A 25,531-nucleotide genomic window follows, 5' to 3' on the forward strand; every position below is an offset into this window, starting at 1 on the left:
GGCACGTGCATCCGGCATCACCTCATGCAGGTGCGCCACTTTCACGCACGAGCCCGTGCGAGCGCGGCCAGAATCGCAGCCTCGACCACGTCCCACGAGTACACGATCATCGAATAGTCGAAGCGGAGCGTCTCGAAGCCGAGGTCGGATGCGCGCGCGTCTCGCATGAGATCACGATGCCGTTTCGCGGCACCGTCGTGGTTCTCGCGACCGTCGGCCTCGAGGATGACACGATCTTCGATCACGAAGTCGACCCGCCCGACCCCGTCGACGGCCACCTGGGTGCGCACAGCGACTCCGATGAGATGGAGCCTCAGCCGCACCAGGGACTCCAGGCCGCTCTCGGCGTCCGGACGCGCGAAATCGACGAGCCAGCGCGCCGTCGCAGGAAGGGCAGAGCGGACGTGCGCACGCGCCGCAGCCGTCAGCATCCGCTTGTTCCAAGCCGACTCGTATGCGGCGAAGAAGAACTCCTCCCCGTAACAGGCGTATGCGTGGGTCAACGCGATCTCGATCGGCGCGATGCCGACCTCCATGCGACCGCGGGTGAAGTGGCCGACGCAGCCGCAGTGCTCCGGGTGATGTCGCCGCCCGCCGAGCCCCATCCAGACATGCACTTCCGTCGGAACCTCCAGCGTCCACACCTCCCTGATCCTCAAGGCACTCGCGCACGTGAGGGCGCCCCCGTGAGCCGCTGCAGCGACCACATCGGTCGCTGCGCGTCGAGACGCGAACACGCCCGGACGCACGCGGACGATACGACCCGCTCTGCACTCCGCGCCCAGCCGCGATCGCGAGCATCCGAAGGCCTGCAGCCGGGTTCCCCGTGCGACGCCTCCCAGGCGTTCGAGGAACACGTTGACGTCGATCATCGTCCGATTCTGGGGGCGTGCGCCCACTCGGACAGTGCTCCTTCACGTGAACGGTGAGCACGAGTGCGGAACGCGCCGCCGTGCAGTCCGATTGATTCGCTTCCACGTCTCAGGCGCATGACCACCCGACGAATGCATGACCGAGCACGACAAAGCATCATGCGATCGGGCGGGGTCCATGCGAACGGACGAAACGGCACCGAGCCGAAACCGGGGATGCCGCGAGGAGCGAGTCCCCGCGGCATCCGCTGTTTCCGTCGTCAGCTGAGCTCTCCACCCTCCAAGAGCTCGGTGACGAGGGCGGCGATGGCCGAACGCTCGGAGCGCGTCAGAGTCACGTGCCCGAAGAGGTCGTGCCCCTTCAGCGTCTCGATCACGCTGGCGATTCCGTCGTGACGTCCGACCCGGAGGTTGTCGCGCTGACCGACGTCGTGGGTGAGGATCACCCGGGAATTCTGGCCCATCCGACTCAGCACCGTCAGCAGCACGTTGCGCTCGAGCGACTGGGCTTCGTCGACGATCACGAACGCGTCGTGGAGGGAGCGTCCGCGGATGTGGGTCAGCGGGAGCACTTCGAGCAGTCCGCGCTCGATGACCTCCTCGATCACGTTTCCCGACACCACCGAGCCCAGCGTGTCGAACACCGCCTGACCCCAGGGCCCCATCTTCTCGCCCTGGTCGCCGGGAAGGTAGCCGAGCTCCTGCCCGCCGACGGCGAACAACGGCCGGAACACGATGATCTTCTTCTGCTGCTGCCGCTCCAGCACTGCTTCGAGTCCGGCGCAGAGCGCGAGCGCCGATTTGCCGGTACCGGCGCGTCCGCCGAGGGAGACGATGCCGACCTCCTGATCGAGCAGCAGGTCGATCGCGATGCGCTGCTCGGCCGAACGGCCGTGCATACCGAAGATGTCGCGGTCTCCTCGTACGAGTCGGTACTCGCCGTCGCCCGTCACCCGGCCGAGCGCGGAACCGCGCTCGGAGTGGATGATCAGTCCGGTGTTCACCGGGAGACCGCGTGCCTGCTCGCTGATGCCGACCTCGCTCTCGTAGAGGTCGCTGATGTCGTCACCGGAGAGGTCGAGCGTCGAGATGCCGGTCCACCCAGAGTCCACCGCCTGCTCGGCCAGATACTCCTCGGCGCGCAGGCCGAGAGAGGCGGCCTTGACGCGCATCGGCAGGTCCTTCGAGACGATCGTGACGTCCTGCCCGTCCTGCGCGAGGTGCATGGCGACCGAGAGGATGCGCGTGTCGTTGTCACTGAGGCGGATGCCGGCGGGAAGCACGGAGGAGTCGGTGTTCGCCAGCTCGACGCGGAGCGTGCCACCCTCGCCGACCTCCACCGGGAAGTCGAGCCGTCCATGCTCGATGCGCAGGTCGTCGAGGTGGCGCAGGGCCTGCCGTGCGAAGTAGCCGATCTCCGGGTCGTGGCGTTTGCCCTCGAGTTCCGTGATCACGACGACGGGAAGGACGACCGAGTGCTCCGCGAAACGGAAGAACGCCTGCGGATCGCTCAGCAGGACAGAGGTGTCGAGGACATACGTGCGCAGATCCTGATCCGGATCGGCGGACGATGCCCGGCTCGACGTCTTACGGGTGGACTGCTGCGCGGTGCTGGTGGCCTGCTGCGCTGTACGTGTGGTCACGACCCACTCCCGACCCGGGGAATCCCGGCTATTCGAACGAGTCGACCAGGGGGTCACGAGTCGTCAACCTGAGGCCGACTCGAACGGGCGCCTTGCCCGATGCCTAGAACGTACGACCGTGCGGGCGATTAACCCGAATTCGACACGCCAGTGATTCGTTACGCGCTGATGAACGTCTCGTTGCCGAACGCCCGCAGCGCATCGTCGAGGAGCTCGAATGTCGCGGCGTCGGTGCCCGCGTGCGGCGCGATCCGCACCGAGGCGCCCCGTGCCGTGACGACCACTCCGGCGTTGGCGAGTGCCGCGGCGAGTCGCGCGGGCTCCTCCGGAGCGAGCGCGACGATGCCCGCACGCCGGCTGCGCTCGCGCGGGGAGCTCACCTCGATGCCGTGGCGGTCGGCGATCTCGATCACGGTGTCGACGTTCTGGGCGAGCCGCTCCTCGATCGAGTCGACGCCGGCATCGCGCACGTCGCGCACGCCGATCGCGAGTCGGCCGGCCGCGAGCGTGTCGGGCTGGCTCACGGTGAAGGCGCGGGCCGACGGCGCAGGTGCAGGCAGTTCGTCGACGAACAGCCCCGCAGCCGTCGTGCCGGTGATACCGGACAACACGGGGGTGATGCGCTCTCGTGCACGGGGCGAGAACCACGCGAAGGCGCTGCCACGACCCGCGCGCAACCACTTGTAGCCGTGTCCGACCACCACGTCGGCAGCGGAGTAGTCGGCGTCGATCACACCGAACGACTGGACGGCGTCGACGATGAGCAGGCGATCGGGCCCGATCGACTCGCGAAGCGCCGCGAGATCGACGCGGAATCCGGTGCGGAAATCGACGTGGCTCACCGCCAGCGCGACCACCTCGTCATCGAGGGCCTCGATCACGGTGTCGGGTGTCACCCGCCCGTCGTCGGGTGTGATCCAGCGCGGTGCGACCGTTCGATCCGATGCCGTGGATGCGCGCTCCAGGGTCAGACTGACGCTCGGGAATTCGGCGGTGCTCGCGATCACGTCGCCGGAGAGCCCGAACAGCGCGTGCATGAGCCCGTGGGTCGACGACGGCTGCAACGTGACGTCGTCGGCCTCCGCGTCCAGCAGCTCGGCGACGAGCTCCTGGGCCTGACCGATGCGCTCGGCGACCAGGGAGAGCGATGACGGCCGCCCGCTGCCGAGCAGATCGGCGTCGGCGAAGACCTCTTCACGGACGGACGGCGACAGCGGACCGAAGGCCGCCCAGTTCAGATAGCCGGACTCGGTGTCGAACGTGTCGACATAGTCCCGGAAAGTGCTCACTGCGTCATTGTGGCACGGCTCACAGGTCCCTGGTCCCCGGCCTCCCGACACCCGTTCAGCGCCCGAAGCGTCGGTCCCGATCGGCGTAGTCGCGGATCGCACGGAGGAAGTCCACCTGTCGGAGATCAGGACCCAGCGCCTCGACGAAGTAGAACTCGCTGTGCGCGCTCTGCCACAACAGGAAGTCGCTCAGCCGCTGCTCCCCACTCGTGCGGATCACCAGGTCGGGATCGGGCTGACCGCCGGTGTAGAGGTGCTCGCCGATCATCTCGGGCGTGAGATGGGCGGCGAGGTCTTCCAGCGTGCCGCCGGATGCCTCGTGCTTCGTGATGATGCTCCGCACCGCGTCGACGATCTCATTGCGTCCGCCGTAGCCGACGGCGAGATTCACGTGCAATCCGGTGTGATCCTTCGTGCGCTTCTCGGCGTCGGAGAGGACGCGCGCGAGTTCCGCCGGGAGGATGTCGGATCGGCCGACGTGCTTGACCCGCCAGTTGCCTTCACGCGACAGAGCCTCGGCGAGTTCGGCGATGATCTCTATGAGGTCGGCGAGCTCCGCGGAATCGCGCTTTCGCAGGTTGTCGCTCGAGAGCAGATACAGCGACACCACGCGCACACCGAGCTCGTCGCACCAGCCGAGGAACTCGCGCATCTTGGCGGCGCCCGCCCGGTGGCCCTCTGCGGGCGTGTCCAGTCCGAGCTGACGCGCCCAGCGACGGTTGCCGTCGATCATCATCGCAACATGATGCGGCACCCTGCTCGGATCGAGGTGGCGACGCAGCCGGCTGGTGTAGAGCCGATACAGCGGCCCTCGCCCCGGGCTCTCGCGTGACATCACCTCCCTACGCTACCGTGCCGAGGCGTGCGGCATCGTGTGTGCACGCTGGGGATATGTGCCCTGTGGGGTATGCGCGTCGGCTTAGAGTGAGCACGTGAGCACTCCCGAGCCCTCCGGCCCCGACGTCCCCCAGCTGCCCCTGCTCGAAGCGGCCGCCGTGGATGCGGCGACCGAGGTCAAACCGACCTGGCGCGGATGGATCCACGCCGGCACGTTCCCGGTGGCTCTGATCGCGGGCATCGTCCTCATCGTCGTGGCCGACGGCGCCCCGGCGAAGTGTGCCTCCGCCGTGTTCATGCTCACCTCGCTGCTGCTCTTCGGCAACTCGGCGCTCTACCACCGCATCGACTGGCGGCCGAAGGTGAAGGTGCTGCTCAAGCGCATCGACCACGCCAACATCCTGCTGCTGATCGCCGGTACCTACACTCCCCTGGCGGTTCTGGCGCTCCCGCCCTCGAAGGGCGTACTGCTCCTCTGCCTGGTGTGGGGCGGAACCCTCGTCGGCATCCTTTTCCGGGTCTTCTGGATCCACGCGCCCCGCTGGCTCTATGTCGCCCTGTACCTGCTGCTCGGCTGGGCGGCCGTGATGTACATCGTCGACCTCATGAACGCGAACTTCGCGATGATGGTGCTGGTGATCGTGGGAGGCCTTCTCTACACGGGGGGCGCCGTCGTCTACGCGCTCAAGAAGCCCAACCCCTGGCCGGGGCACTTCGGGTTCCACGAGATCTTCCACGTGTGCACGGTGCTCGCGTTCCTGTGCCACTGGACCGCGTGCCTGCTCATCGCGCTGTCACCGCTGTCGCCCTCGCTGGGCGCACCGTAGCGGTCGGTCAGCGAGCGGGCGTGTCGCCTTCGCCCTCCGCTGAGGTCGTGCCGTCGGCTGTCGATTCGTTCGCTCCGGGTGCAGCGGCACCGCCCTCGGCCCGCGCCGCTTCTTCGGCGTCCAGCTCGTCACGCACCTCTTCGCGGTACCGGACTCGGCGGATGCGACGGTTCATGTCCCAGATCAGCAGGATCACCGCGATCACGACCACGACGATCGCGGCGAAGCCGACGAACCCCGGGGTGACCGACACCGGATCGACGGTCATGCTCGGCGTCGGCATCGGGGTCTCGGACAGAGAGAACATGAATCGGCCTTTCGTACGCAGGTCGCATAACCTGGTAACACCAGCCTAACGACCGGAAGACCCACCTGTGACGACCGCACAAGAGCTCGACGAACGCTATGGCCGAACCCGACGACGCCGGACGCCGTGGATCATCGGTGGCGTGATCGCGCTGTTGATCGTGGGCGCGTTCAGCTGGATGACCGTCGCCCAGTCGATGGCGTCCGTCGACGCGGACGACCTGGGCTTCGAACTCGTCGACGAGCACTCCGTGAACATCAGCTTCCAGGTGACCGGCGTGCAGGGCAAGGATGTCGTGTGCGCCGTCGAGGCCCTCGACGAGGAGTTCGGCGTGGTGGGTTGGAAGATCGTCGAGATCGAGGCCGGAGACAGCCACTCCCAGGCCCGCTCCGTCACCATTCCGACCGTCTCGGCGGCCACCACAGGTTTGGTGAACGCCTGCTGGGTCGCTTAGACTCGTGCCAGACAAGACGACGCCCCGGCACCGTGCCGGGGCGTCTTGGCATATCCCCCGCAGCATGCCGGAGGGATCCCGAAAGAAGGAGCTTCGTCATGTCCACCGATGCTCAGGTTCCCTTCCTCACGCAGGAAGCGTATGACCGGCTCGTCGCCGAGCTGGAGCACCTGTCCACCTTCGGCCGCGACGAGATCGCCAAGCGCATCGAGGCGGCCCGCGAAGAGGGCGATCTCAAGGAGAACGGCGGATACCACGCCGCCAAGGACGAGCAGGGCAAGCAGGAGGCGCGCATCCGCACTCTCGAAGGCCTGCTGAAGACCGCCAAGGTCGGCGAGGCTCCTGCCAGCCGCGGGATCGTCGAGCCCGGCACCGTGGTCACCGCCCTCGTCGCGGGCGGTGAAGAGGTCTTCCTCCTCGGCAGCCGTGAGATCGCGGCCGGCAGCGACCTCGACGTGTACAGCGAAGCCAGCCCGCTCGGTCAGGCCATCCTCGGCCTGAAGGTCGGCGAGAAGTCCTCCTACGAGGCTCCCAACGGGCGCTCGATCAGCGTCGAGATCGTGAACGTCGAGACCTACACGGGCTGAGCATCCTGTCAGACGCGCCCCCGCATCCTGTCGGACGCGGGGGCGCTTCTGCGTGATCGATCGGTGTGCTCAATCGGGGACGAGGATGGGCTCGAAGCCGGCGCGGCGCAGCGTGTCGAGCGTGTGCTCCGAGTGCTCGGGTCCACGCGTCTCGACGCTGAGCTCGAGGATGACCTCGCTGATCTGGAGGCCGTGGCCGTGGCGGGTATGCATCGCCTCGATCACGTTCGCACCGGCCTCGGCGATGAGCTCCGACACGCGGGCCAGCTGGCCGGGACGGTCGGGCAGAGGGATGCGGATCGTGAGGTAGCGACCGGAGGCGGCGAGTCCGTGGGAGACCACGCGCTGCAGCAGGAGCGGATCGATGTTCCCGCCCGACAACACGGCCATCGTGGTCCCCGTGGCCGACACCTTGCCGGCCAGGATCGCCGCCACACCGGCCGCACCGGCGGGCTCCACCACGACCTTCGACTGCTCGAGCAGGATGAGAATGGCCCTCGCCAGGTCGTCGTCGGAGACGGTGACGACTTCGTCGACGAGCTCTTTGATGATGTCGAAGGGGACGGCGCCCGGGCGAGCGACCAGGATGCCGTCGGCGATGGTCGGTCGCGTCACGATGTCGACGGGCTCTCCGGCCTCGAGCGAGGGCGGGACCGCTGCCGCGTTCTCGGCCTGCACGCCGATGATGCGGACCGTGCGCCCGAGCTCGGCGGCGCGTGCCTTCACCGCCGCGGCGACGCCGGCGATGAGACCTCCCCCGCCGATGCCGAGCACGACGGTGTCGACGTCGGGTGCATCTTCGAGAAGCTCGAGACCGAGCGTTCCCTGCCCGACCACCACGTCGCGGTGGTCGAACGGGTGGATCAGCACCGCCCCCGTGCGCTCCGAGAACTCGGCGGCGAGACGCAGCGATGTCGCCACCGTCTCGCCCTCCAGCACGACCTCCGCTCCGTAGCCACGCGTGGCGAGCAGCTTCGGCACGGGAACGCCCAACGGCATGAAGATGGTGGCGGGGATGCCGAGCTCCTGCGCGGCGAGCGCCACTCCCTGCGCATGGTTTCCCGCGGACGCCGCGACCACGCCGCGCGAGCGCTCCTCGGCGCTCAGCTTCGACAGCCGGTACGCCGCCCCGCGGATCTTGAACGACCCGGTGCGCTGGAGATTCTCCATCTTCAGCAGGACGGGGGCTCCGAGGATGTCGGAGAGGGCTCGCGAGGGCAGCGTCGGCGTGTGCGAGATCACCTCAGCCAGACTCTGAGCGGCGTGCTCGAACTCGGTCAGGCTGGGGACTGCGCTCATCGATTCCTCCGTCTCCGCTCGCGCGGAACTGTGCTCCAGATAAGGTCTCCGCTCGGCCCGACGCCGGTGCGCCAGGAGCCCGAGCTGATGGTCACCGCGGCGACGTTGACGAAGGCCGCCAGCGGCACAGCGAAGAGGGCGCCGGGGATGCCGGCGATCATCGCGCCACCCGCCACCACGAGGACGACGGCGAGCGGGTGCACCTTGACCGCAGAACCCATCATGATCGGCTGCAGGATATGCCCCTCGATCTGCTGGACGGCGAGGACCACCACGAGCATCCAGAGCGCGATCCACGGACCGTTGTACACGAGCGCGAGGAACACGGCGACGGCGCCGGTCACCACCGCACCCACGATCGGGATGAACGAGCCGAGGAAGACGAGCACGGCGACCGGGAGCGCGAGGGGCACCTGGAGGAGGAACGCCCCGAGGCCGATGCCGATCGCGTCGATGGTGGCCACGAAGAGCTGGGTGCGCGCGTAGTTCACGATCGTGGTCCAGCCGTTGCGCGCGGCACCATCGACGGCCGGGCGGGCGCGACGCGGGAAGATCTTGAGGGTCCAGCGCCAGATCCCCGCACCATCGGCCAGCAGGCAGATGAGGATGAACAGCGCGAGCAGGGCGCCCGTGGCGACGTGACCGACCGTCGTGCCGATGGCGAGCGCGCCCGTCCAGAGGACCTGCGCCTGCTCGCTGATGAGATCCAGACCCTGCTGGAGGTAGTCGGCGATCTGCGTGTCCGAGAGGTTCAGCGGACCGTCGTGCAGCCACACCTGGAACTGATCGAACGCTTCGGTCGAGCGCGCCTGCACGTCGGGAAGCTGAGCCCGCACCTGCCAGACGACGAGCCACATCAATCCGGTGACGATGGCGGCCGTGCCGATCAGCGAGAGCGCGATCGCCAGCCAGCGCGGAAGACCACGTCGCAGCATCCACGAGAACGCCGGCCACAGCAACGCCGTGATGAGGATGCCGACCATCAGCGGGATGACGAGGAGCTTGAGCAGCATCACCAGCCAGATGAAGACGCCGATCGCGGCGGCGATCAGGAGCAGCCGCCAGGCATATCCCGCCGTTATCCGCAGGGGCAGGGGCACCGCCTCGTCGGCCTCGGTCGTCACGGTGCGGTCGGTGGAGACCGGGCGCGGACGGAACAGATCTCGCAGCCGGGGTCGCTGGTCCTCGCTCATCGCCCAAGTCTACGGTCATGCCGTATGCCGTCGGACGCATCTTTCCTCCGAGGGTGGCATGTCGGCGGTCGGAGATAGCCTGGCCGTGTGACCGACACCCTCAGCTCCACCCAGGCACGCCGCATCGCTCTGGCTGCTCAGGGCTTCACACGCACCCGCCCCGCATCGGTCACGGGCCGGCACGTGCACCGGGTCATGGACCGGCTCGGGGTGCTCCAGATCGATTCGGTCAACGTGTTCGCCCGGTCCCACTACCTGCCGCTGTTCTCGCGGCTCGGCGCATATGAACCCGCTCTCCTCGACCGCGTCTTCCTCTCCCGCACGACCCACTACGTGGAGTACCTCGCGCACGAGGCGACCTTCATCCCGATCCAGGACTGGCCGCTGTGGCGGTTCCGCATGGAGGACTTCCGTCGGCGGTGGGCTGGCGACGACTCATGGATGAGCAGCAACGCGCGCACAGTGCAGTGGGTGCAGGACGAGTTGCGCGCGCGTGGACCGCTGCGGCCGGCCGACCTCCGCGCCGATGCACCCCGAGAGCGGGGAACGTGGTGGGACTGGGACGATGTGAAGCTCGCCCTCGAGCACCTGTGGCGTGTCGGCGACGTCGCGATCAGCGGGCGCCGCGGTTTCGAGCGCACGTATGCGCTGGCCGAGCATGTGATCCCCGACGGCATCCGCTCGGAGGAGGTCTCCCGCGCCGATGCGATTCTCGAGCTGACGCGCCGCGCGGCCCGTGCGAGCGGTGTGGCGACGCAGTCCGACCTCGCAGACTACTACCGGATCCGCGACCGGGCGGCCGTCGCCCGCTCGATCGCCGACCTCGCCGATGCGGGTGAGTTGCAGCCGGTGCAGGTGCGCGGCTGGGAACGTGGCGGGCGTCCGCTCGCGGCCTGGCGGCATCGTGACGCGGTGCTTCCCCGGGGAATCGATGCGGCCGCGATCCTGACCCCGTTCGACCCCGTCGTGTGGTTCCGCGATCGAGCACTCCGCGCGTTCGAACTCGACTACCGCATCGAGATCTATGTGCCGGCGGAGAAGCGTCGGTACGGCTATTACTCCTTGCCCGTCCTCGTCGGCGACCGCATCGTGGCGCGGGTCGACCTCAAGGCCGACCGCGCGACGTCGACGCTGCAGGTCCAGTCCGCCTGGTGGGAACCGCAGGCGCGCCCCGGCGATGCGGAACCGATCGCGGCAGAGCTCACCCTCGCGGCGGAGTGGCAGGGTCTGGAGAACGTCTCGGTCTCCGGCTGGGGCGACGCCACCGATGCCCTGCATGCAGCGCTGGCGAACAGCCGTGCCGTGGGCCGTCATCTGCATGCGCGGGAGAACCGGACGTGAGAAGGGCGCACTGGTGGCTCATCGGCGGTGCCGCGGGACTCGTCCTGGCCGCCGCGGGCCTGTGGATCTGGCAGTCGACAGCCCCTTCGTCCACTCCCGAGGAGGCGGCACTCGACTACCTGCACGCCCTGGAATCCGGCAACCCCGATGCTGTGGCAGCCACCGGGATGAAGGTCTCGAGGACCGCCCTTGACGCGTTCGACGCCGCGACCTCACTGATCGAGGATGCCAAGGTCACGCGCGTCCGTGAAGACGCCGACGGAGCATCCGCCGTCGTCGACATCTCCTTCCGCCTCGACGGCGCGTCGCAGGAGGCGCAACTGAGCCTCGGCGTCGTGGAGGACCGTTGGATCGTCGACTCCGCGGGTCTGGGCAGCCTGACCATCGAATCGAGCATCGGCTCCGACGTGGCGATCGGCGACGCGACCATTCCGGCAGGGAAGGGTATTCCGCTGCTGCCTGCGACCTACACCGTGGCTGCCGCGCCGACGACGCTGCTCGACGGCGAGAGATCGGTGTCGGTGCTGCCCGGCACGAAGACCTCGGCGACGGTCGATGTCGCCGTGCGCCCGGAAGCGACTGCTGCCGCACAGGACAGTCTCGACGAGCTCCTCGAGACCTGTACCGCCCCAGCCACCACGGAGGCGGAGGGCTGCGGAATCCGAATCCCCTGGGGGACGGAGTTCCGCGATGTGACCGGCATCCGCTATCGGATCGACGAGTCACCGACCATCGCGCTGTCCCCAGCCGGTTTCACAGCGGAGGGTGGAGTTCTCGTGGCCACCGTCACCGGGACCGGCCAGAACGGCGAACCTCGCACCACCACGTATCGCACCGTCTCCTGGAGCCTGCGCGGCGATGTCTCATTCACCGCCGACGGTCTCGTGCTCTCACCGTGGTGAGAGGGGTCTGGTCAGGCGGAGGTCATCAGAACTGCACGCGCGGTGGCTCGGAGATGGCGCTGCTGTCGGCGACCTCGAAGAACTCCCGCTCGGAGAAGCCCAAGCCCTTCGCGAACAGGTTGTTCGGGAACACCTTGATCTTGGTGTTGAGCTCGCGCACACCGCCGTTGTAGAAACGGCGTGCGGCCTGGATCTTGTCCTCGGTGTCGACCAGTGCCTGCTGCACCTGGAGGAAGTTCGTGCTCGCCTGCAGCTGCGGGTACGCCTCGGCGACCGCGAACAGGCTGCGCAGAGCCTGTTGCAGGTGTCCCTCGGCGATGCCCGCTTCCCCGGGGCCTCCCGCCGACAGGGTCTCGGCACGCGCGCGAGTCACGTTCTCGAAGACGGCCTTCTCATGGGAGGCATATCCCTTGACCGTCTCGATCAGGTTGGGGATGAGGTCGGCTCGTCGCTTCAGCTGCACCGTGATTCCGCTCCACGCCTCATCGACGCGGACGTTCAGCTGCACCAGCGAGTTGTACGTGGCCCACAGATAGATGCCGACGAGCAGGATCACTCCGACAACGATCAGTACCGGCACGAGCCATTCCATCAGAGGCCCACCCTTCCTCGTGTTTCTCTCATCCTAGACGCGCAGCCTGCACGTGGACTGGGCATGCCCGGCGACGACCGCAGACCGATCAGCTGCCGAGGACCCGTTCGAGATAGCGGTTGGCGAATCGACGTTCGGGGTCGAGGCGATCGCGCAGCGTGACGAAATCGTCGAACCGCGGGTACCGCTCCCGGAGCGTCTCCGCGGTCAGCGTGTGGAGCTTGCCCCAGTGCGGGCGTCCCCCGTATTCGTGCATGATCTCTTCGACGGCACCGAAGTACTCCGTGGGGTCGGCTCGCCAGTACCGGTGCACGGCGATGTAGGCGCTGGCACGCCCATGGGCCGTCGACAGCCAGCGGTCGTCGGCGGCCGCGAACCGCACCTCGATCGGGAACTCGATCCGCCACCCTCGTCGGTCGATGAGCGCCCGGACCGCCTGGAAGGCGGCCACTGCGTTCTCGGCGGGGATCGCGTACTCCATCTCGCGGAATCTCACGGTCCTGCTCTGGATGAGCACCCGGTGGGACAGCTCGGTGTATTCGCGATCGCCCGTGAGCTTGACGGCGAGCCGGCTGAAGGGTGGAGTGATCGCGGGGATGACCTGGCCCGCCGCGCACACCACGCGATACACGCCGTTCGAGAGCAGCGTCTCATCGATCCATCGCCCGACCGCCGGGAGCGGCTTGCGGACCGTCGCCTCCGGCATGCGCGTCTGGCGCTTGGTCAGGGCCACATCGGTGTGGGGGAACCAGTAGAACTCGAAGTGATCGGCGGCAGCGACGCGCTCGTCGAGGCTGGCCAGCACCTCGTCCAGGGCCACCGGCTCGTCGATCGCGTGCATGACGAACGCGGGCACGCACTGGAGAGTCACCTCGACGACGATGCCGAGCGCGCCGAGGCCCAACGCCACGGCGGGCAGGAGCTCATTCTCGTGCTCCTCGTCGATGCGGAGGAACTCGCCGGCCGCCGTGACCATCGTGACACCGACCACCTGGGTCGCGAGGCCGCCGTATCCGGCTCCCGTTCCGTGCGTGCCCGTCGATATCGCACCGGCGATCGACTGCCGATCGATGTCGCCGAGGTTCTCCATCGCGAGCCCATAGGGCGCGAGCAGAGCCGGGATGCGGTGCAGCCGAGTGCCGGCGAGCAACGTCACGCGCCCGGTGGCGGCGTCCGCGGAGACGAGGCCCTGCAGGTCGTCGAGCTCGAGCAGGACGCCCGGGGCCACCGCGATGCCCGTGAAGCTGTGACCGGCGCCGACGGCCTTCACCGGCAACCCGTGCTTGACTGCGGCGATCACCGCGCGCTGCACGCCCTCCGGGCTGCGCGGACGCTCCACACGCACGGGTCTGACCGAGGCCGAGCGGCCCCAGTTCTGCCAAGTGCCGCCGATTCTCGTCACAGGAAGGCCTTTCCCTCGCCGCGGTAGGTCGGCAGCTCGTCGATGATCTCGTCGCCCGAGACCAGGTGGTAACTCTCGATGCGCTCGGCCGGCTCGCCGCTCTTGGCATGACGGAACCAGACCCGGTCCCCCACACCCAGCGACGTGGCCGTCGGACCCTGGAGCGGTGTCTGCACTTCTCCGGCCGCTTCCCGGGAGAGCGTGTGGAGCCCTTCCGGCCATACGGGACGCGGCTGACGGGACGCGACTGCGGGGCCGGAGGCGATCCAGCCTCCGCCGAGCACGGTGGCGATGTCGACGGCCGGGCGCCGCACCACGTCGAACGCGAACGCCGAGGCTGGGGCCGGTCGGAACGAACGGTACCCGTCGAACAGATGGCCGCCCAGGAGCCCGCTCCCCGCACTCGCCTCGGTGAGGGACTCATCGCTTCCGGTGAACTCGAGCGATCCGGTGCCACCGCCGTTGAGGATCTCCAGCGGAGCGATCGCGCCGACGGCGGAGACGATGGCTGCCCGGCGTTCCCGCAGCTCATTGCGCGAGCGGGCCTGCACCATCCGGATCAACGGCGCATCGGGGCCGGCGTCGTCGCCCTGGCCCGCGATCTGCGCGTCGTACATCTGCAGTCCGACGAGTCGGAATCCTGGCCGCGCGACAACCTTGCGAGCGAATGCCGCCACCTCTCCGGCGCTGAAGAGCGCCGAACGACGCACGCCGATGTGGCCGAGGAGCGACGAGCGCCAGGAGGCGTCGACGTCGATCGCGACGCGGAGTTCGGGGCGCGACCCCGGGCCGGCGACGCTGTCGATCAGATCGAGATGCACGAGGTCGTCGACCATCAGGGTGATGCGCTGCGCGGCCTGCTCGTCGGCGAACAGCCGTTCCAGTCCTCCGCGATCCACGGTCGGGTAGCCGAGCATGATGTCGTCGTGCGTCTCGGCGAGCCAGAGCGCTTCCTCCAGCGTGAAGGCGAGGATGCCGTGGAACCCGGGCAGCGCGAGCACGGCATCGAGCACGGATCGCACGCGCACCGACTTCGAGGCGACACGGATCGGCAGCCCGCCGGCGCGCACCAGAAGGTCCATGGCGTTGTAGCGGAGCGCCTCCCGGTCGATCACCGCGACCGGGGCGGGGAGATGCCCGGTCACGGCGGACAGGCGCGGCCAGTAGCGGGCCGGGTCCTCCCACTCGGGGGCGACCGCGGGCGCACCATGGACGGGGCTCAGTTCGTCGATGAGGTCGAGCACTCCCCCACCCTAAGGCCTCATCGGACTCGGGATCACCCCCTGCGGCACCGCGTCGCATGCGGGCACGGCGATAGGCTGGCGGCGAGGCCCCCGTAGCCCAATGGCAGAGGCAGGCGACTTAAAATCGCTTCAGTCTGGGTTCGAGTCCCAGCGGGGGCACACCGGGGTTCGGCCCCCGCCCTCTCAGTCTTCGATGTCGATGGCTCGCTTCTTCTCGCCCGAGGCCTCACGGATCCTCCGCACGATCAGGACGACGAGTGCGATCGCGATCGCCGAGTACACGACGTAGTCGAGATAGCCGAGATACTGCTCCAACTGCTCGTGCTGCGTGCCCAGCGCGGCGCCGACGCCCAGCAGGAGTGTGTTCCAGAGGCCGCTGCCGATGACCGTGTAGATGCTGAACGTCACGAGGTTCATGCGGGATGCGCCCGCCGGGATCGAGATGAGGCTGCGGACGCCGGGGACCATCCGCCCGACCAGCACGGTCCAACCGCCGCTGCGCACGAACCAGTCCCCTCCCCGCTCGAGGTCGGACCGGCTCACCAGCCGAGTGGCCGCCAGCATGCGCACGGCCCGATCCATGCCGATCGCGGCACCGAGTCCGTACAGCAGCAAAGCGCCCAGCAGGGACGCGAGAGTGCTCCAGAAGATCAACCACCCCAGGTTCAGGGCGCCGCTCTGGCTGAGGTACCCCGCGAACGGCAGGATGACCTCGCTCGGGATGGGGGGCACCAGGACTTCGAGGAAGACCAGCACGCCCACCCCGACATCCCCGAGTGCGGTGAGGACGTCGGCCGCGAATCCGGTGAGCCCGGTGAAGCCATGATCGGCGGCAGCAGTGAGGACCATCCGCGATCAGCGCCCGAAGATGTCGCCGATACCGGGGATGCCGAGATTGCCGAGTTGCTCGCCCCACCCGCTCGCCGCATCGCCCAGACCCGACACGGTCTCGCCGGCCGAGCCCAGGAGCTCACCGGCACCTCCCGTGAGCGACTCGACGTCGATGCCGGCGGCCAGGGACTCGATGTCGATGCCCTCCGCCATCGCGCCGAAGTCGACGCCGATGTTCGCGGCCTGCTCCAACAGGGGCCCCGCCACGGTGCTGAGGACGGCCCCGCCCGCCACCACGCCGAGCAATCCGACGGCCGCGCCACCAGCCGCGACCGCCGCACCACCGGCAGCGCCACCGATACCGGCTCCACGTGCTCGCGACAGCAGTCCGCGCATCCGGCCCGGCTTCATGGCCTCAGCACGTCCGGCGGCGCGGGCGAGGTCGTCCGCCGACGAGGACCGCGGCCGCTCACCGGGTTCGAGCTCCTGCCTCATCCGGGCCTCGACCTGCGCGCGCTGGTCAGGTGTGAGGCGGGCGAACGCCTCGCGGTGGATCTGTTCGACGCGCTGCGGATCCGCCGTCTGGAGGAGGTAGTCGTAGCGGGCGATGGCCGCTCGGTCGGCGTCGGTCACGGCGTGTGAGCCCCGCGCGGTTCCGGGAGGAGGCGGCGCGTACGGGTCTGCAGCAGATGGTGCCGTGTGCGCGGGACGCGGTCGTCCACCGGACGCGGCCGGCGGCGCGTACGGGTCGGCAGACGAAGGCCTGTCCTGGCCTGACGACCGTGCGGGGTCGGCAGGACCGCGGACCGCGTCGACTGCTCCACGGAGCATGCCTCCCCAGTCCGTCGACCGGGACCCGTCCTGCGAGCGCGATCGGTCGCCCGCGTGAGGGTCGCGCCCCGTGCCGGCGTTCTTCTCGAGTGCTTCGGATGCCATTCCGATCAGTCGGGAGAGCTTTCCCATGAGTGGTCCCTTTCGTGGTGCGGACCACCGCGGATCCACGACGCCGGGACGACGGCAGGGTTCTCTCGGCAGCCCGCGATGCGGGTGCCAAGGTCTCCTCCACCCTCACGGGCCGGCGGGCCGGAGCACGATCTCGTGCTCGTAATGACGACGTCGCCGCATTCGGGAGTACTCCCCTTGCTCGCGTGACGATACCGGCCGTACCTATGCATGGCCTCGGAGCCGCCCCGCAGAGACGAACATCGGCCCCGACGCGGAGCGCGTGGGGCCGATGTTCGTGTGCGAGCTGTGTCTGCTACTTGGCGGCAGCCTCGGCCGGCTCGGGAGCCTTCTCGGCGGCGGGCTTCTTCGCGGCGGGCTTCTTCGCCGCCGGCTTCTTCGCGACCGGCTTCTCCGTCACCTCGGCCGATGCGGCCGGAGCGGCCTTGGCCGCCGACTTCTTCGCAGCCGGAGCAGCCTTCGCAGCCGGAGCAGCATCTGCCACGGGCGCGGCCGGAGCAGCCGGGCGCGGGCGCGCCGCGAACTCCTCGAAGACGTAGCGCGGGTTCTGCACGGTCTCGAGGTTCACCAGGTCGCGGCCGAGCCACAGGTTGTTCCACCAGCCCCAGATGACGCGGAACTTGCGCTCCCACGTGGGCATCGCGAGACCGTGGTAGCCGCGGTGCGCGACCCAGGCCACGAAACCCTTGAGGGCGATCTTGCCGGACTGGAAGACACCGTTGTACAGGCCGAGGCCGGCGACGGCACCGAGGTTCTTGTGGAAGTACTCCTTGGGCTTCTCTCCCCGGAGGACCGCGACGAGGTTCTTCGCGAGCAGCTTGGCCTGGCGGACCGCGTGCTGGGCATTCGGCACGCAGAAGCCGCCGACCCCACCACCGGAGAGGTCGGGAACCGCCGAGACGTCACCGGCCGCCCACGCTCCCTCGACGAACGCCTCCGGCGTTCCGACGCGCAGGTCGGCGCGGGTCTGGATGCGACCGCGCTCCTCGACCGGCAGGTCTCCGCCGCGGACGACGGTCGGGTTGGCCATGACACCCGCGGTCCACACGATGACGTCGGTCGGGATGACCTCACCGGTGGAAAGCTCGACGTTGCCGTCGACGGCGCTCGTCAGCTGCGTGTCGAGGTGCACGTTGGCTCCGCGCTTGGCCAGGTCCTTGAGCACCCACTCGCTGGTCTGCAGCGAGACCTCGGGCATGATGCGGCCCATCGCCTCGATGAGGTGGAAGTGCGTGTCGTCGAAGCTGATCTGCGGGTACTTGGCCACCAGCGCGGACGCCAGCGAACGCAGCTCGGCGAACACCTCGATGCCGGCGAAGCCACCACCGACGACCACGACGGTCAGCAGACGGTCGCGCTCAGGCCCGGCCGGGAGGGAGGCGGCCTTGTCGAAGTTCGACATGACCTTGTCGCGGATCGCGACGGCCTCTTCGATCGTCTTCAGACCGATCGCGTTGTCGGCGATGCCGGGGATCGGGAAGGTACGCGACACGGCACCGGCGGTGACGACGATCTGGTCGTACGCGAACTCGTACGGCTCACCCACGGGCGGTGTGATGGTCGCGACCTTCTGCGCGTGGTTGATGTTCGTCACCTTGGCGGTGAGGACGTTCGTGCGCTTGAGGTGACGACGGTGCGCGACCACCGAGTGTCGCGCCTCGATGGAGCCGGCGGCGACCTCGGGCAGGAACGGCTGGTACGTCATGTACGGCAGCGGGTCGACCATGGTCACGTCGGCTTCGCCCTTGCGCAGGTGCTTCTCGAGCTTCCACGCGGTGTAGAAACCCGCGTACCCTCCGCCGACGATCAGGATCTTGGGCACAGTGCTGTTCTGAGGCACAGAAGAACTACTCCTCGGAGTCGGGGGTGTGGCGTACGGAAATGCGCGCCGATCGGATGCGCCGGGCAGCTGCGGTGACGCCAAGCGCTACCAGGATACCAGGGACGGTGAGCGCAATGAGCGGCAGGGTACCGTGGCGCAGTGAATCCGCGCTGGGAAGCAACGGTGAACCCGCCTCGGTCGGAGCGTCTGCGGCCGGAAGAGGGGGAACGGCGACCGGAGTCCTCGTCTCCACCGGCTGCGGTTCCGACTGCGCACGGCGGAACACGCGGATCCACTCCGCCAGGTCTCCCATGGGGTTCTCGCTCACTGCGGGGATGTTCGCAGAGATCGCCGCCGCCGCATCCACCAGCCCGTACCCGTACAGCGGATCCTGGGGCTTGATCGCGTCGTCGACCGGAATCGCGGTCTTGATGATGCGGTTGATGACGTCGATCGCCTTGATGTCGGGGTGCGCCGAGCGGATCAGCGCCGCGACTCCGGCGACGATGGGCGCCGCACCGCTCGTGCCGCGCCAGGGGACGACCGAGCCATCGGCCGAGACACCGATCAGGCCTTCGCTGGGCGCCGAGATCCCGATCGTGATGCCCTGCGTCGACGCCTCGATGCTGGCCGTGCCCGTCTGGTCGACGCCGCCGACGGTGAGCACGCCGGGAATGGTCGCCGGGGCGCCGATGATGTTCGTCCCGCTCCCCCGGTTGCCGGCGGCGACGACCACCACCACGTCGTGCTCGAAGGCGTACAGGAACGCCTCGTCCCAGCTCTCGTCCCAATCGAGCGTGTTCGTGGTGAACGACAGGTTGATGACGTCGGCCCCGTTGTCGACGGCCCACTTCATGCCCTTCGCCACCTGTTCCGTGAACGGCACCGCCGCGGCCGCACCGAAACCCACGGAGATCGAGAGCAGGTTGGCCTCCGGAGCCACGCCGATCATGCCCGTTCCGTCCGGTGCACCGCGTCCGGCAGCCAGCGAAGCCACCCAGGATCCATGGTTGCCGTCGACGGCGCCCAGAGGGGTGCGTCCGTCCGGAGTACCGGCCCCCGACACGTCCGTGCCCCCGACGACCGCGTCGCCGAAGACCGACGGCACCTTGCCGATGCCCGTGTCGATCACCGCGATCGTCACGCCCTTGCCGCGGGTCGTCTGCCAGGCCTCGCGGATGCGTGCGCCGTCGAGCCAGTACTCCGAGGCGCGGACCGGATCCGCGGGGTCATCGGGGATCGGCGGCGGCGTGGCGGAGGCGCCGATGAGCAGCACGGTCGCCGCGACCACCACGATGGCGGCAGCGCTGCGCAGCTTCCGGCGCGCGGTCATGCCGAGGGGGCCGCCCCGTCGCGCACGGCGGCACCGGGGTCTTCGCAGCGGCAGACCGAGGGCGACCATGAAGAGCGTGCGAGTGCGGCGTCGCCGATCGGGTTGACCCCGGGGCCCGCAGCCAGGGCATGCCCGGCCAGGGCGTGCAGGCACTTGACACGCGTGGGCATGCCTCCGGCGGAGATGCCGTCGATCTCGGCGACCTCTCCGAACTGCCCACGGTCGGCGAGATAGGCCTCATGGGCTGCGAGGTAGGCCGCGGCCACGTCTTCGTCGTCGGCGAGGAGGGCGGCGAGCTCCGGCATCACCTGGGTGGCCTCGAGCGTCGACATCGCCGCGGTCGCCGCCGGGTGCGTCAGGTAGTAGAACGTGGGGAACGGCGTGCCGTCCGGCAGACGCGGGGTGGTCGCGACGACCGTCGGGTTGCCGCACACGCAGCGGGCCGCGATGCCCACCACGCCTCGGGCGGGACGACCGAGCTGAGCCGATACGACGGCGAGTTCGGCGGGCGTGGGGGCGGGGAACGGCGGTGTGGTCACCCCACCAGCGTAGGGGAGCCGCCAGGGAGGATGCTCGGAGCGAATGCTCAGGGAGCGACGGCGGCCGTTTCGCTGAGCCCGGTCGAGACCACGGTGCGCAGCAACTGCGGCATCCAGTCCGTCGGCGTCTCGACGAGCGACTCGCTCACGGGGTCCTGCTCACGCGGAAGTGCTGCGGGGTCGAGGTCGTTGTCGACCAGGTAGACGACCTCGCCGGGCTTGACGTAGTAGAGGCGTTCGCGGGCCTGGGTGGCGATGTACGCGGGGTCGTTCCAACGCTCGCGTTCCGCGACGAGCGCCTCGATCTGGTCTTCGCTCACCTTCACCGATGCCTCGAGAGCAGCGATCTTCTGACGCTGATCGATGAAGGTCCCGAGCGTGGGCACGAGCACCCAGGCTCCCAGCACCACGAGAGAGAGCATGATGACGGAGAACGCCGAGAGCCGGATGCCGGATGCCCACTCGCGGACGTCGACGCGAGGCGCCGCGCCTCGGGACGCGCTCGACGCACGCCGAGACGACGTCGTCGCTGCCTGCGCCCGGGGCTTGGCGCCCTTCTTCGTGGGCGAGGGCGTCGGCTGCGCGCGCGGAGACGACGAAGGAGGAGCCGGTCGTCGTGCCACGGCTCCTCCTTCGTCGTGCCGGGTCAGCGGCGGTGTTCACCGCCGTGTCGGCGGCTTCTTCGATGTGTCGTGCGTTCAGGCCTGGTAGCGCGGGAACGCCGAGCGGCCGGCGAAGACCGCGGCGTCGCCGAGCTCTTCCTCGATGCGCAGCAGCTGGTTGTACTTCGCGACACGCTCGCTGCGGGCAGGGGCGCCCGCCTTGATCTGGCCCGCGTTGGTCGCGACGACCAGGTCGGCGATCGTGGTGTCCTCGGTCTCGCCCGAGCGGTGCGAGAGCATCGCCGTGTACCCGGAGCGCTGCGCCAGGCTGACGGCGTCGAACGTCTCGGTGAGCGTGCCGATCTGGTTGACCTTGACGAGCAGCGAGTTGGCGACGCCACGCTTGATGCCGTCGGCGAGACGCTGCGGGTTGGTGACGAACAGGTCGTCGCCGACCAGCTGGACCTTGGAGCCCAGGACGTCGGTGAGGTGCTTCCAGTTGTCCCAGTCGTCCTCAGCGAGAGCGTCTTCGATCGTGACGATCGGGAAGTCGTTCACGAGTCCGACGTAGTACTCGGTGAGCGCGGCGGCGTCCCAGTCCTTGTTGTCGAGACGGTAGACGCCGTCCTTGAAGAACTCGGTCGCGGCGACGTCGAGCCCGAGGGCGATGTCGGTTCCGGGCGTGAACCCGGCCTTCTCGATCGCCTTCACCAGGAAGTCGAGGCCCTCACGGTTGCTGGGCAGGTCGGGAGCGAAGCCGCCCTCGTCGCCCAGACCGGTCGCGTAGCCGGCGGCCTTCAGCTCGGCACGCAGCACGTGGTAGGTCTCGACACCCCACCGGAGTGCCTCGGAGTAGGTCTCGGCGCCGATCGGCGCGAGGAAGAACTCCTGCATGTCGATGCCGTTGTCGGCGTGCTCGCCACCGTTGATGACGTTGAACAGCGGAACGGGCAGCACGTGCGCGTTCGGGCCGCCGAGGTAGCGGAACAGCGGGAGGTCGGCCGAGTCCGCGGCGGCCTTGGCCACGGCCAGGCTCACGCCGAGGATGGCGTTGGCGCCGACGCGCTTCTTGTTCTCGGTACCGTCGACATCGATCAGGATCTCGTCGACGATGCGCTGCTCGCTCGCCTCGACACCCTCGATCGCCGGTCCGAGCTCATCGATGATGGCCTCGACGGCCTTCAGCACGCCCTTGCCGCCGTAGCGGCTCTTGTCTCCGTCGCGGAGCTCGTACGCCTCGAACGCGCCCGTGGATGCGCCGGACGGAACGGCCGCCCGCTGCACGATGCCGTCGTCGAGGAGGACCTCCACCTCGACGGTCGGGTTTCCGCGCGAGTCGAGAATCTCGCGTGCGCCTACAGCCTCGATCAGTGCCACTGATGTGCTCCTTGCTCAGGGGGAAAACGTTGTGTGGAGCGTCGTCGATCCGCGCCCAGTCTAGCCCGGCCTCCCGACGGACTCCGGGACTCGCCCGGACGCGAATCGCCCGCGGCGGGAAGCCCCGGAAGGTCAGACGACCACGGCGATCGCGAAGCCGTCCCATCCCTTCACGCCCACGGTCTGCAGGGCCGTGGCATCGAAGCGCGGATCCTCCCCCAGCATCCGCAGTCCGTCGCGGGTGCCCACGACCTTGGGATCGGTGCTGTCGTCGCGGACGATCTCGCCCTCGCGCCCGATGTTGTCGAGCACGATCACCGTGCCGGGGTGCCCGAGCTTCGCCGCCCAATCGAGGTAGATCGTGTTCGACTCCTTGTCGGCATCGATGAACACCAGATCGAATCCGCCGACCAGGGTCGGCAGCACGTCCGCTCCCCGCCCCACCCGGATGTCGACGCGATCACCGACCCCCGCGGCGTCGATGCTGGCACGGGCGACCGCCGCGTTGTCCGATTCCGCCTCGATCGTCACGACCCGTCCTTCGGCGCCGACGGCGCGGGCGAGCCAGATCGTCGAGTAGCCGCCGAGCGTGCCGATCTCGAGCACGCGGCGCGCGCCGCTGATGCGGACCAGCAGGTTCAGCAGTTTGCCGGCGACGGGCGCGACCTCGATCTCCGGGAGGCCGGCGGCCCGCTGCGCAGTGAGGGCCGACTCCAGCGCCGGATCGGGACCGACGAGCAGATCGGAGAGGAAGCTGTCGGCGTCGGACCAGGCGGCGGGAGTGGATTCCATGGCCTCAGCCAACCCCCGGCGCCGCCCTCCGTCAAGGCCGCGGTGCCGAGAGCAGCCGCCCCGACGCGTCGGCGAGCTCGGGCTGGGCACGGAACTGTCCCGTCAGCTGCAGCACCACCGCGACGAGCGCGAGGACGACCCAGGTCGCGACGCCGAGTGGTCCCGCCAACGCCAGATCGGGCTGCGTCGCGGCGACGATGAGGATGAGGCCCGCCGCGGCGTTCAGAGATCCGTGCGCAATGACCGCCGGCCACACCGATGCGGACCGCAGCCGCAGCCAGCCGAGCAGGACGCCCCAGGCCACGCATCCACCGATCATGAACAGGATGCCCGTGATGTCGGTGCGCCCGAAGTTGTAGCCGAGCAGGATGATCGGGCTGTGCCACACGCCCCAGATCACGCCGCTGAGGATCAGGGCCGGCCAGGTGCCGAGCGGGCGCAGCGCCGGAAGCAGCCACCCCCGCCAGCCGAGCTCCTCGCCGAACGCGAAGAGGCTGTTGAACAGCGCGCCGACGGGGATCATCGCGAGCTGCGCGAACACGACGACCTGGACAGGAGGCAGTGGTGTTCCGGCCGGCGCTGCCTTCTCGAGCTCGGCTGCGAGAGCCGAGAACGTCAGGTCGAGCTGCACGAAACCGAGCGCGGCGGAGAGCAGGACGCCCAGGCCCACCAGCAGCGGCGGAACGAGCCACCCCGCGACCATGAGCCAGATCACGCGCTTCGCGGGGCGCAGCGGCCACAGTCCGAGGAAGCGGGCGCGCTGCCCGGGTGCGGGGACGCGCATCGCGAAAGTGACGATGAGAGCCGCCACCGCAGGCGTGAACATCATCACCGGCAGCAGGAACACCGAGCTCGGCTCGGCGAGCCCGTCGCCCAGCCACAGGGGCAGGGCGACCAGCCAGGAGAGGACGAAGGAGACCGCCACGAAGACGATCACCGCGGTCCACGGCACACGGCGCGGGTTCAGGGTCTGGTCGTTCATGAGGTCTCCTTTCCGGAGTCCGTCGATCGATCGGTCGAGGGGATGGCCACGGTCCGCGCGCGGTCGACATAGGCCTGGAGCAGCGCCGCGGCTTCTTCCGCGCCGTCGATGGTGACGATGAAGGGTCGCCGGCCCCGTCGGGAGACCTCGATCGCAGATCCGCGGCGCATGACGATCCCGGTGCGCCCGTCGACGGCGATGCGCCATCCCCAGCCGCCGAACTCGCCGAACGGGGAGATGTCGACAGCGCGCGCCGCCTCGACCTCGTCGAGCGGGACACGGATGCGCGGCCAGCCCAGCAGGGCACGAGCGGAGAAGCCCTCCGGTGTGACCGTGACGCGGAACGAGGCGGTCGCCGCGAGGGCGAAGCCCACGACGACCACGACCAGCGCGACGATCCAGCCACCCTCGACGCCGGTGCCGAGCATGTACGCGGCGAGCGCGACGAGACCGAGGAGCACGAACAGCAGGAAGGCGAGCGCGCCGCGCGGCATCGTCGTCGTGGCGACCCACACGACGCGTTCGCCCTTCGCGACGTGCACCGAGTAGCGGGGTTCGAGCGTGCGCCCCTGCTCCGGCCGCACGCGCGGCTGCACGGCCCAGGCGATGCCGCCGACCAGAAGGAGTGCGGCGAACGCGAGTGCCATGGTGCCCCCGATGCCGGGCGATTCCGCGGGGTCGGCGAGCTCACGCTGGATCGCGAGGGATCCGAGGCTCATCACGGCCGCGAAGGCGGACATCCCCGCGGAGAGTGCGCCCATCAGCCGGGCTGCCCCGCCCCAGTGCGCACCGACGGACGCGAGGGTGACGATCGCCATCAGCGCCGGCAAGCCGAGCCCGACCCCGACGAGGATCCAGAGATACACGGACGGCGGGCCGAACCGGTCGGCGCCGCTCACACCCCAATGTGTCGCCACCTGTGGCGGCAGCGTGGGCAGCCAGGCGAGCAGGATCACGACGGCGACGGCGGTGATCACGATCGGCAGGATCACCGCGACGACGAAGAAGGTCAGCCGAGCGCGTCGCAGCAGCGCAGGCGGTGTGCGGGTGAGGTCGTGGATGGTCATGGCGAGTCCTCCTCGCGGCTGTCGGGGCGGTCGGGATCGGAACGGGGGAGATCAGAACGGTCGAGATCGGATCGGGCGTCACGGTGCGCATGAACGATGCCGGCGAGCGTGTCGGCGGAGACGCCGAGGGCTGCGGCACGGCGCACCAGCTCGTCAATGTCGTGAGCGAGTTCGGCGAGGGGTGCCGCCGAGGCCGCGATGACCGCTCCCCTCCCGCGACGCAGATCGACCAACCCCTCATCGCGCAGCCGCTGGTAGGCGTGCAGGACGGTGTGCTGGTTGATGTCGAGCGCTTCGGCGACGTCGCGGGCCGCGGGAAGGCGATCGCCGGGCGCGAGGACCCCGGTGAGGATGTCGGAGCGGATGGAGGCCGCCACCTGGTCGTAGAGCGCGCGGGGGCTGTCGGGATCGACGCGGATGAGCATCCGACCCTC

General features: G+C 69.1%; 26 protein-coding genes and 1 tRNA gene. 6 read left to right on the top strand and 21 right to left on the bottom strand.

The window, feature by feature from the left end:
• Nucleotides 1-41: 41 nt before the first annotated feature.
• From MicroSTF_RS05710 to MicroSTF_RS05725, 4 genes are all read right to left on the bottom strand, one after another.
• Nucleotides 42-872 (bottom strand): endonuclease domain-containing protein, encoded by an 831-nt coding sequence (locus MicroSTF_RS05710; RefSeq protein ID WP_051671208.1) that lies wholly within the window; start codon nucleotides 870-872, stop codon nucleotides 42-44.
• A gap of 260 nt (nucleotides 873-1,132) precedes the next feature.
• Nucleotides 1,133-2,515 carry a PhoH family protein gene (locus MicroSTF_RS05715; RefSeq protein WP_021199547.1) on the bottom strand — a complete coding sequence of 461 codons (1,383 nt, stop codon included), beginning with the start codon at nucleotides 2,513-2,515 and terminating at the stop codon, nucleotides 1,133-1,135.
• A 158-nt stretch (nucleotides 2,516-2,673) separates the two neighbouring features.
• Nucleotides 2,674-3,804 (bottom strand): aminotransferase class V-fold PLP-dependent enzyme, encoded by a 1,131-nt coding sequence (locus MicroSTF_RS05720; protein WP_167254591.1) that lies wholly within the window; start codon nucleotides 3,802-3,804, stop codon nucleotides 2,674-2,676.
• A 55-nt stretch (nucleotides 3,805-3,859) separates the two neighbouring features.
• A complete protein-coding gene (locus tag MicroSTF_RS05725; protein ID WP_029266653.1) occupies nucleotides 3,860-4,639 on the bottom strand; it encodes an isoprenyl transferase in 780 nt (259 codons plus the stop codon).
• A gap of 97 nt (nucleotides 4,640-4,736) precedes the next feature.
• On the opposite strand from MicroSTF_RS05725, the gene trhA reads away from it, so the two are divergent.
• A complete protein-coding gene (trhA, locus tag MicroSTF_RS05730) occupies nucleotides 4,737-5,468 on the top strand; it encodes a PAQR family membrane homeostasis protein TrhA (RefSeq protein ID WP_315069373.1) in 732 nt (243 codons plus the stop codon).
• A gap of 7 nt (nucleotides 5,469-5,475) precedes the next feature.
• Here trhA and MicroSTF_RS05735 read toward each other — a convergent pair whose 3' ends face one another.
• Nucleotides 5,476-5,775: a hypothetical protein gene (locus tag MicroSTF_RS05735; protein ID WP_021199543.1), complete on the bottom strand. Its 300-nt coding sequence runs from the start codon at nucleotides 5,773-5,775 to the stop codon at nucleotides 5,476-5,478.
• A 67-nt stretch (nucleotides 5,776-5,842) separates the two neighbouring features.
• Between MicroSTF_RS05735 and MicroSTF_RS05740 the strand changes: the two genes are divergently transcribed.
• Nucleotides 5,843-6,229 (top strand): DUF4307 domain-containing protein, encoded by a 387-nt coding sequence (locus MicroSTF_RS05740; RefSeq protein WP_021199542.1) that lies wholly within the window; start codon nucleotides 5,843-5,845, stop codon nucleotides 6,227-6,229.
• A gap of 98 nt (nucleotides 6,230-6,327) precedes the next feature.
• On the top strand, nucleotides 6,328-6,816 hold the full coding sequence (gene greA / locus MicroSTF_RS05745; protein WP_021199541.1) for a transcription elongation factor GreA: 489 nt from the start codon (nucleotides 6,328-6,330) through the stop codon (nucleotides 6,814-6,816).
• A 69-nt stretch (nucleotides 6,817-6,885) separates the two neighbouring features.
• Here the strand turns inward: greA and ilvA are convergent, their stop codons facing one another.
• Together ilvA and MicroSTF_RS05755 are read right to left on the bottom strand one after the other, a co-directional pair.
• Complete coding sequence (gene ilvA, locus MicroSTF_RS05750) at nucleotides 6,886-8,115, bottom strand: threonine ammonia-lyase (protein ID WP_322954175.1); 1,230 nt, start codon at nucleotides 8,113-8,115, stop codon at nucleotides 6,886-6,888.
• A complete protein-coding gene (locus tag MicroSTF_RS05755; RefSeq protein ID WP_021199539.1) occupies nucleotides 8,112-9,308 on the bottom strand; it encodes an AI-2E family transporter in 1,197 nt (398 codons plus the stop codon). Before MicroSTF_RS05755 ends, ilvA begins: the two co-directional genes overlap by 4 nt.
• Nucleotides 9,309-9,395: 87 nt before the next feature.
• On the opposite strand from MicroSTF_RS05755, the gene MicroSTF_RS05760 reads away from it, so the two are divergent.
• Complete coding sequence (locus MicroSTF_RS05760; RefSeq protein WP_322954177.1) at nucleotides 9,396-10,649, top strand: winged helix-turn-helix domain-containing protein; 1,254 nt, start codon at nucleotides 9,396-9,398, stop codon at nucleotides 10,647-10,649.
• Nucleotides 10,646-11,551 (top strand): hypothetical protein, encoded by a 906-nt coding sequence (locus MicroSTF_RS05765; protein ID WP_136025111.1) that lies wholly within the window; start codon nucleotides 10,646-10,648, stop codon nucleotides 11,549-11,551. The genes MicroSTF_RS05760 and MicroSTF_RS05765 overlap by 4 nt, the downstream gene beginning before the upstream one ends.
• A gap of 25 nt (nucleotides 11,552-11,576) precedes the next feature.
• Here MicroSTF_RS05765 and MicroSTF_RS05770 read toward each other — a convergent pair whose 3' ends face one another.
• The 3 genes from MicroSTF_RS05770 to MicroSTF_RS05780 form a co-directional block, all read right to left on the bottom strand.
• Complete coding sequence (locus MicroSTF_RS05770) at nucleotides 11,577-12,143, bottom strand: LemA family protein (protein ID WP_021199536.1); 567 nt, start codon at nucleotides 12,141-12,143, stop codon at nucleotides 11,577-11,579.
• An 88-nt stretch (nucleotides 12,144-12,231) separates the two neighbouring features.
• The gene (locus MicroSTF_RS05775) at nucleotides 12,232-13,545 is read right to left on the bottom strand and encodes a D-arabinono-1,4-lactone oxidase (RefSeq protein ID WP_167254599.1); all 1,314 of its coding nucleotides are present in this window, start codon (nucleotides 13,543-13,545) and stop codon (nucleotides 12,232-12,234) included.
• Nucleotides 13,542-14,789 (bottom strand): alanine racemase, encoded by a 1,248-nt coding sequence (locus MicroSTF_RS05780; RefSeq protein WP_021199534.1) that lies wholly within the window; start codon nucleotides 14,787-14,789, stop codon nucleotides 13,542-13,544. The genes MicroSTF_RS05775 and MicroSTF_RS05780 overlap by 4 nt, the downstream gene beginning before the upstream one ends.
• 86 nt (nucleotides 14,790-14,875) lie before the next feature.
• On the opposite strand from MicroSTF_RS05780, the gene MicroSTF_RS05785 reads away from it, so the two are divergent.
• Nucleotides 14,876-14,948 (top strand) — tRNA-Leu (locus MicroSTF_RS05785).
• A 24-nt stretch (nucleotides 14,949-14,972) separates the two neighbouring features.
• Here MicroSTF_RS05785 and MicroSTF_RS05790 read toward each other — a convergent pair.
• The 11 genes from MicroSTF_RS05790 to MicroSTF_RS05840 form a co-directional block, all read right to left on the bottom strand.
• On the bottom strand, nucleotides 14,973-15,638 hold the full coding sequence (locus MicroSTF_RS05790) for a DedA family protein (RefSeq protein ID WP_029260392.1): 666 nt from the start codon (nucleotides 15,636-15,638) through the stop codon (nucleotides 14,973-14,975).
• 6 nt (nucleotides 15,639-15,644) lie between these two features.
• Nucleotides 15,645-16,253, bottom strand: coding sequence for a hypothetical protein (locus tag MicroSTF_RS05795; protein WP_322954186.1), 609 nt, complete (start codon nucleotides 16,251-16,253; stop codon nucleotides 15,645-15,647).
• A 625-nt stretch (nucleotides 16,254-16,878) separates the two neighbouring features.
• Complete coding sequence (locus tag MicroSTF_RS05800; RefSeq protein ID WP_292763118.1) at nucleotides 16,879-18,405, bottom strand: NAD(P)/FAD-dependent oxidoreductase; 1,527 nt, start codon at nucleotides 18,403-18,405, stop codon at nucleotides 16,879-16,881.
• A 25-nt stretch (nucleotides 18,406-18,430) separates the two neighbouring features.
• Nucleotides 18,431-19,738, bottom strand: a complete 1,308-nt coding sequence (locus MicroSTF_RS05805; RefSeq protein ID WP_322954189.1) for a S8 family serine peptidase — start codon at nucleotides 19,736-19,738, stop codon at nucleotides 18,431-18,433.
• On the bottom strand, nucleotides 19,735-20,277 hold the full coding sequence (locus MicroSTF_RS05810) for a DUF501 domain-containing protein (RefSeq protein WP_322954191.1): 543 nt from the start codon (nucleotides 20,275-20,277) through the stop codon (nucleotides 19,735-19,737). The genes MicroSTF_RS05805 and MicroSTF_RS05810 overlap by 4 nt, the downstream gene beginning before the upstream one ends.
• Nucleotides 20,278-20,324: 47 nt before the next feature.
• Nucleotides 20,325-20,900 (bottom strand): septum formation initiator family protein, encoded by a 576-nt coding sequence (locus tag MicroSTF_RS05815; RefSeq protein WP_322954192.1) that lies wholly within the window; start codon nucleotides 20,898-20,900, stop codon nucleotides 20,325-20,327.
• A gap of 75 nt (nucleotides 20,901-20,975) precedes the next feature.
• Entirely contained in the window at nucleotides 20,976-22,256 is a 1,281-nt protein-coding gene (gene eno / locus MicroSTF_RS05820; RefSeq protein ID WP_021199527.1) for a phosphopyruvate hydratase, read from the bottom strand.
• A gap of 132 nt (nucleotides 22,257-22,388) precedes the next feature.
• Complete coding sequence (locus MicroSTF_RS05825) at nucleotides 22,389-23,048, bottom strand: O-methyltransferase (RefSeq protein WP_021199526.1); 660 nt, start codon at nucleotides 23,046-23,048, stop codon at nucleotides 22,389-22,391.
• Between the two features lie 31 nt (nucleotides 23,049-23,079).
• On the bottom strand, nucleotides 23,080-24,030 hold the full coding sequence (locus tag MicroSTF_RS05830; protein ID WP_029266631.1) for a CPBP family intramembrane glutamic endopeptidase: 951 nt from the start codon (nucleotides 24,028-24,030) through the stop codon (nucleotides 23,080-23,082).
• Nucleotides 24,027-25,097 carry a DUF1648 domain-containing protein gene (locus MicroSTF_RS05835; RefSeq protein ID WP_029260399.1) on the bottom strand — a complete coding sequence of 357 codons (1,071 nt, stop codon included), beginning with the start codon at nucleotides 25,095-25,097 and terminating at the stop codon, nucleotides 24,027-24,029. Before MicroSTF_RS05835 ends, MicroSTF_RS05830 begins: the two co-directional genes overlap by 4 nt.
• Nucleotides 25,094-25,522 carry a GntR family transcriptional regulator gene (locus MicroSTF_RS05840; protein WP_021199523.1) on the bottom strand — a complete coding sequence of 143 codons (429 nt, stop codon included), beginning with the start codon at nucleotides 25,520-25,522 and terminating at the stop codon, nucleotides 25,094-25,096. The genes MicroSTF_RS05835 and MicroSTF_RS05840 overlap by 4 nt, the downstream gene beginning before the upstream one ends.
• Nucleotides 25,523-25,531: the final 9 nt, after the last annotated feature.

Origin of the sequence: Microbacterium sp. STF-2 (genome assembly GCF_034650155.1) — a bacterium.
Taxonomy (GTDB): domain Bacteria; phylum Actinomycetota; class Actinomycetes; order Actinomycetales; family Microbacteriaceae; genus Microbacterium; species Microbacterium maritypicum_A.

Excerpts from the sequence above, each read along its gene's own strand:
- MicroSTF_RS05710 (WP_051671208.1), bottom strand. The coding sequence starts at position 872 with ATGATCGACGTCAACGTGTTCCTCGAACGCCTGGGAGGCGTCGCACGG.
- MicroSTF_RS05725 (WP_029266653.1), bottom strand. The coding sequence starts at position 4,639 with ATGTCACGCGAGAGCCCGGGGCGAGGGCCGCTGTATCGGCTCTACACC.
- MicroSTF_RS05735 (WP_021199543.1), bottom strand. The coding sequence starts at position 5,775 with ATGTTCTCTCTGTCCGAGACCCCGATGCCGACGCCGAGCATGACCGTC.
- greA (WP_021199541.1), top strand. The coding sequence starts at position 6,328 with ATGTCCACCGATGCTCAGGTTCCCTTCCTCACGCAGGAAGCGTATGAC.
- ilvA (WP_322954175.1), bottom strand. The coding sequence starts at position 8,115 with ATGAGCGCAGTCCCCAGCCTGACCGAGTTCGAGCACGCCGCTCAGAGT.
- MicroSTF_RS05755 (WP_021199539.1), bottom strand. The coding sequence starts at position 9,308 with ATGAGCGAGGACCAGCGACCCCGGCTGCGAGATCTGTTCCGTCCGCGC.
- MicroSTF_RS05770 (WP_021199536.1), bottom strand. The coding sequence starts at position 12,143 with ATGGAATGGCTCGTGCCGGTACTGATCGTTGTCGGAGTGATCCTGCTC.
- MicroSTF_RS05790 (WP_029260392.1), bottom strand. The coding sequence starts at position 15,638 with ATGGTCCTCACTGCTGCCGCCGATCATGGCTTCACCGGGCTCACCGGA.
- MicroSTF_RS05805 (WP_322954189.1), bottom strand. The coding sequence starts at position 19,738 with ATGACCGCGCGCCGGAAGCTGCGCAGCGCTGCCGCCATCGTGGTGGTC.
- MicroSTF_RS05825 (WP_021199526.1), bottom strand. The coding sequence starts at position 23,048 with ATGGAATCCACTCCCGCCGCCTGGTCCGACGCCGACAGCTTCCTCTCC.
- MicroSTF_RS05830 (WP_029266631.1), bottom strand. The coding sequence starts at position 24,030 with ATGAACGACCAGACCCTGAACCCGCGCCGTGTGCCGTGGACCGCGGTG.
- MicroSTF_RS05835 (WP_029260399.1), bottom strand. The coding sequence starts at position 25,097 with ATGACCATCCACGACCTCACCCGCACACCGCCTGCGCTGCTGCGACGC.
- MicroSTF_RS05840 (WP_021199523.1), bottom strand. The coding sequence starts at position 25,522 with ATGCTCATCCGCGTCGATCCCGACAGCCCCCGCGCGCTCTACGACCAG.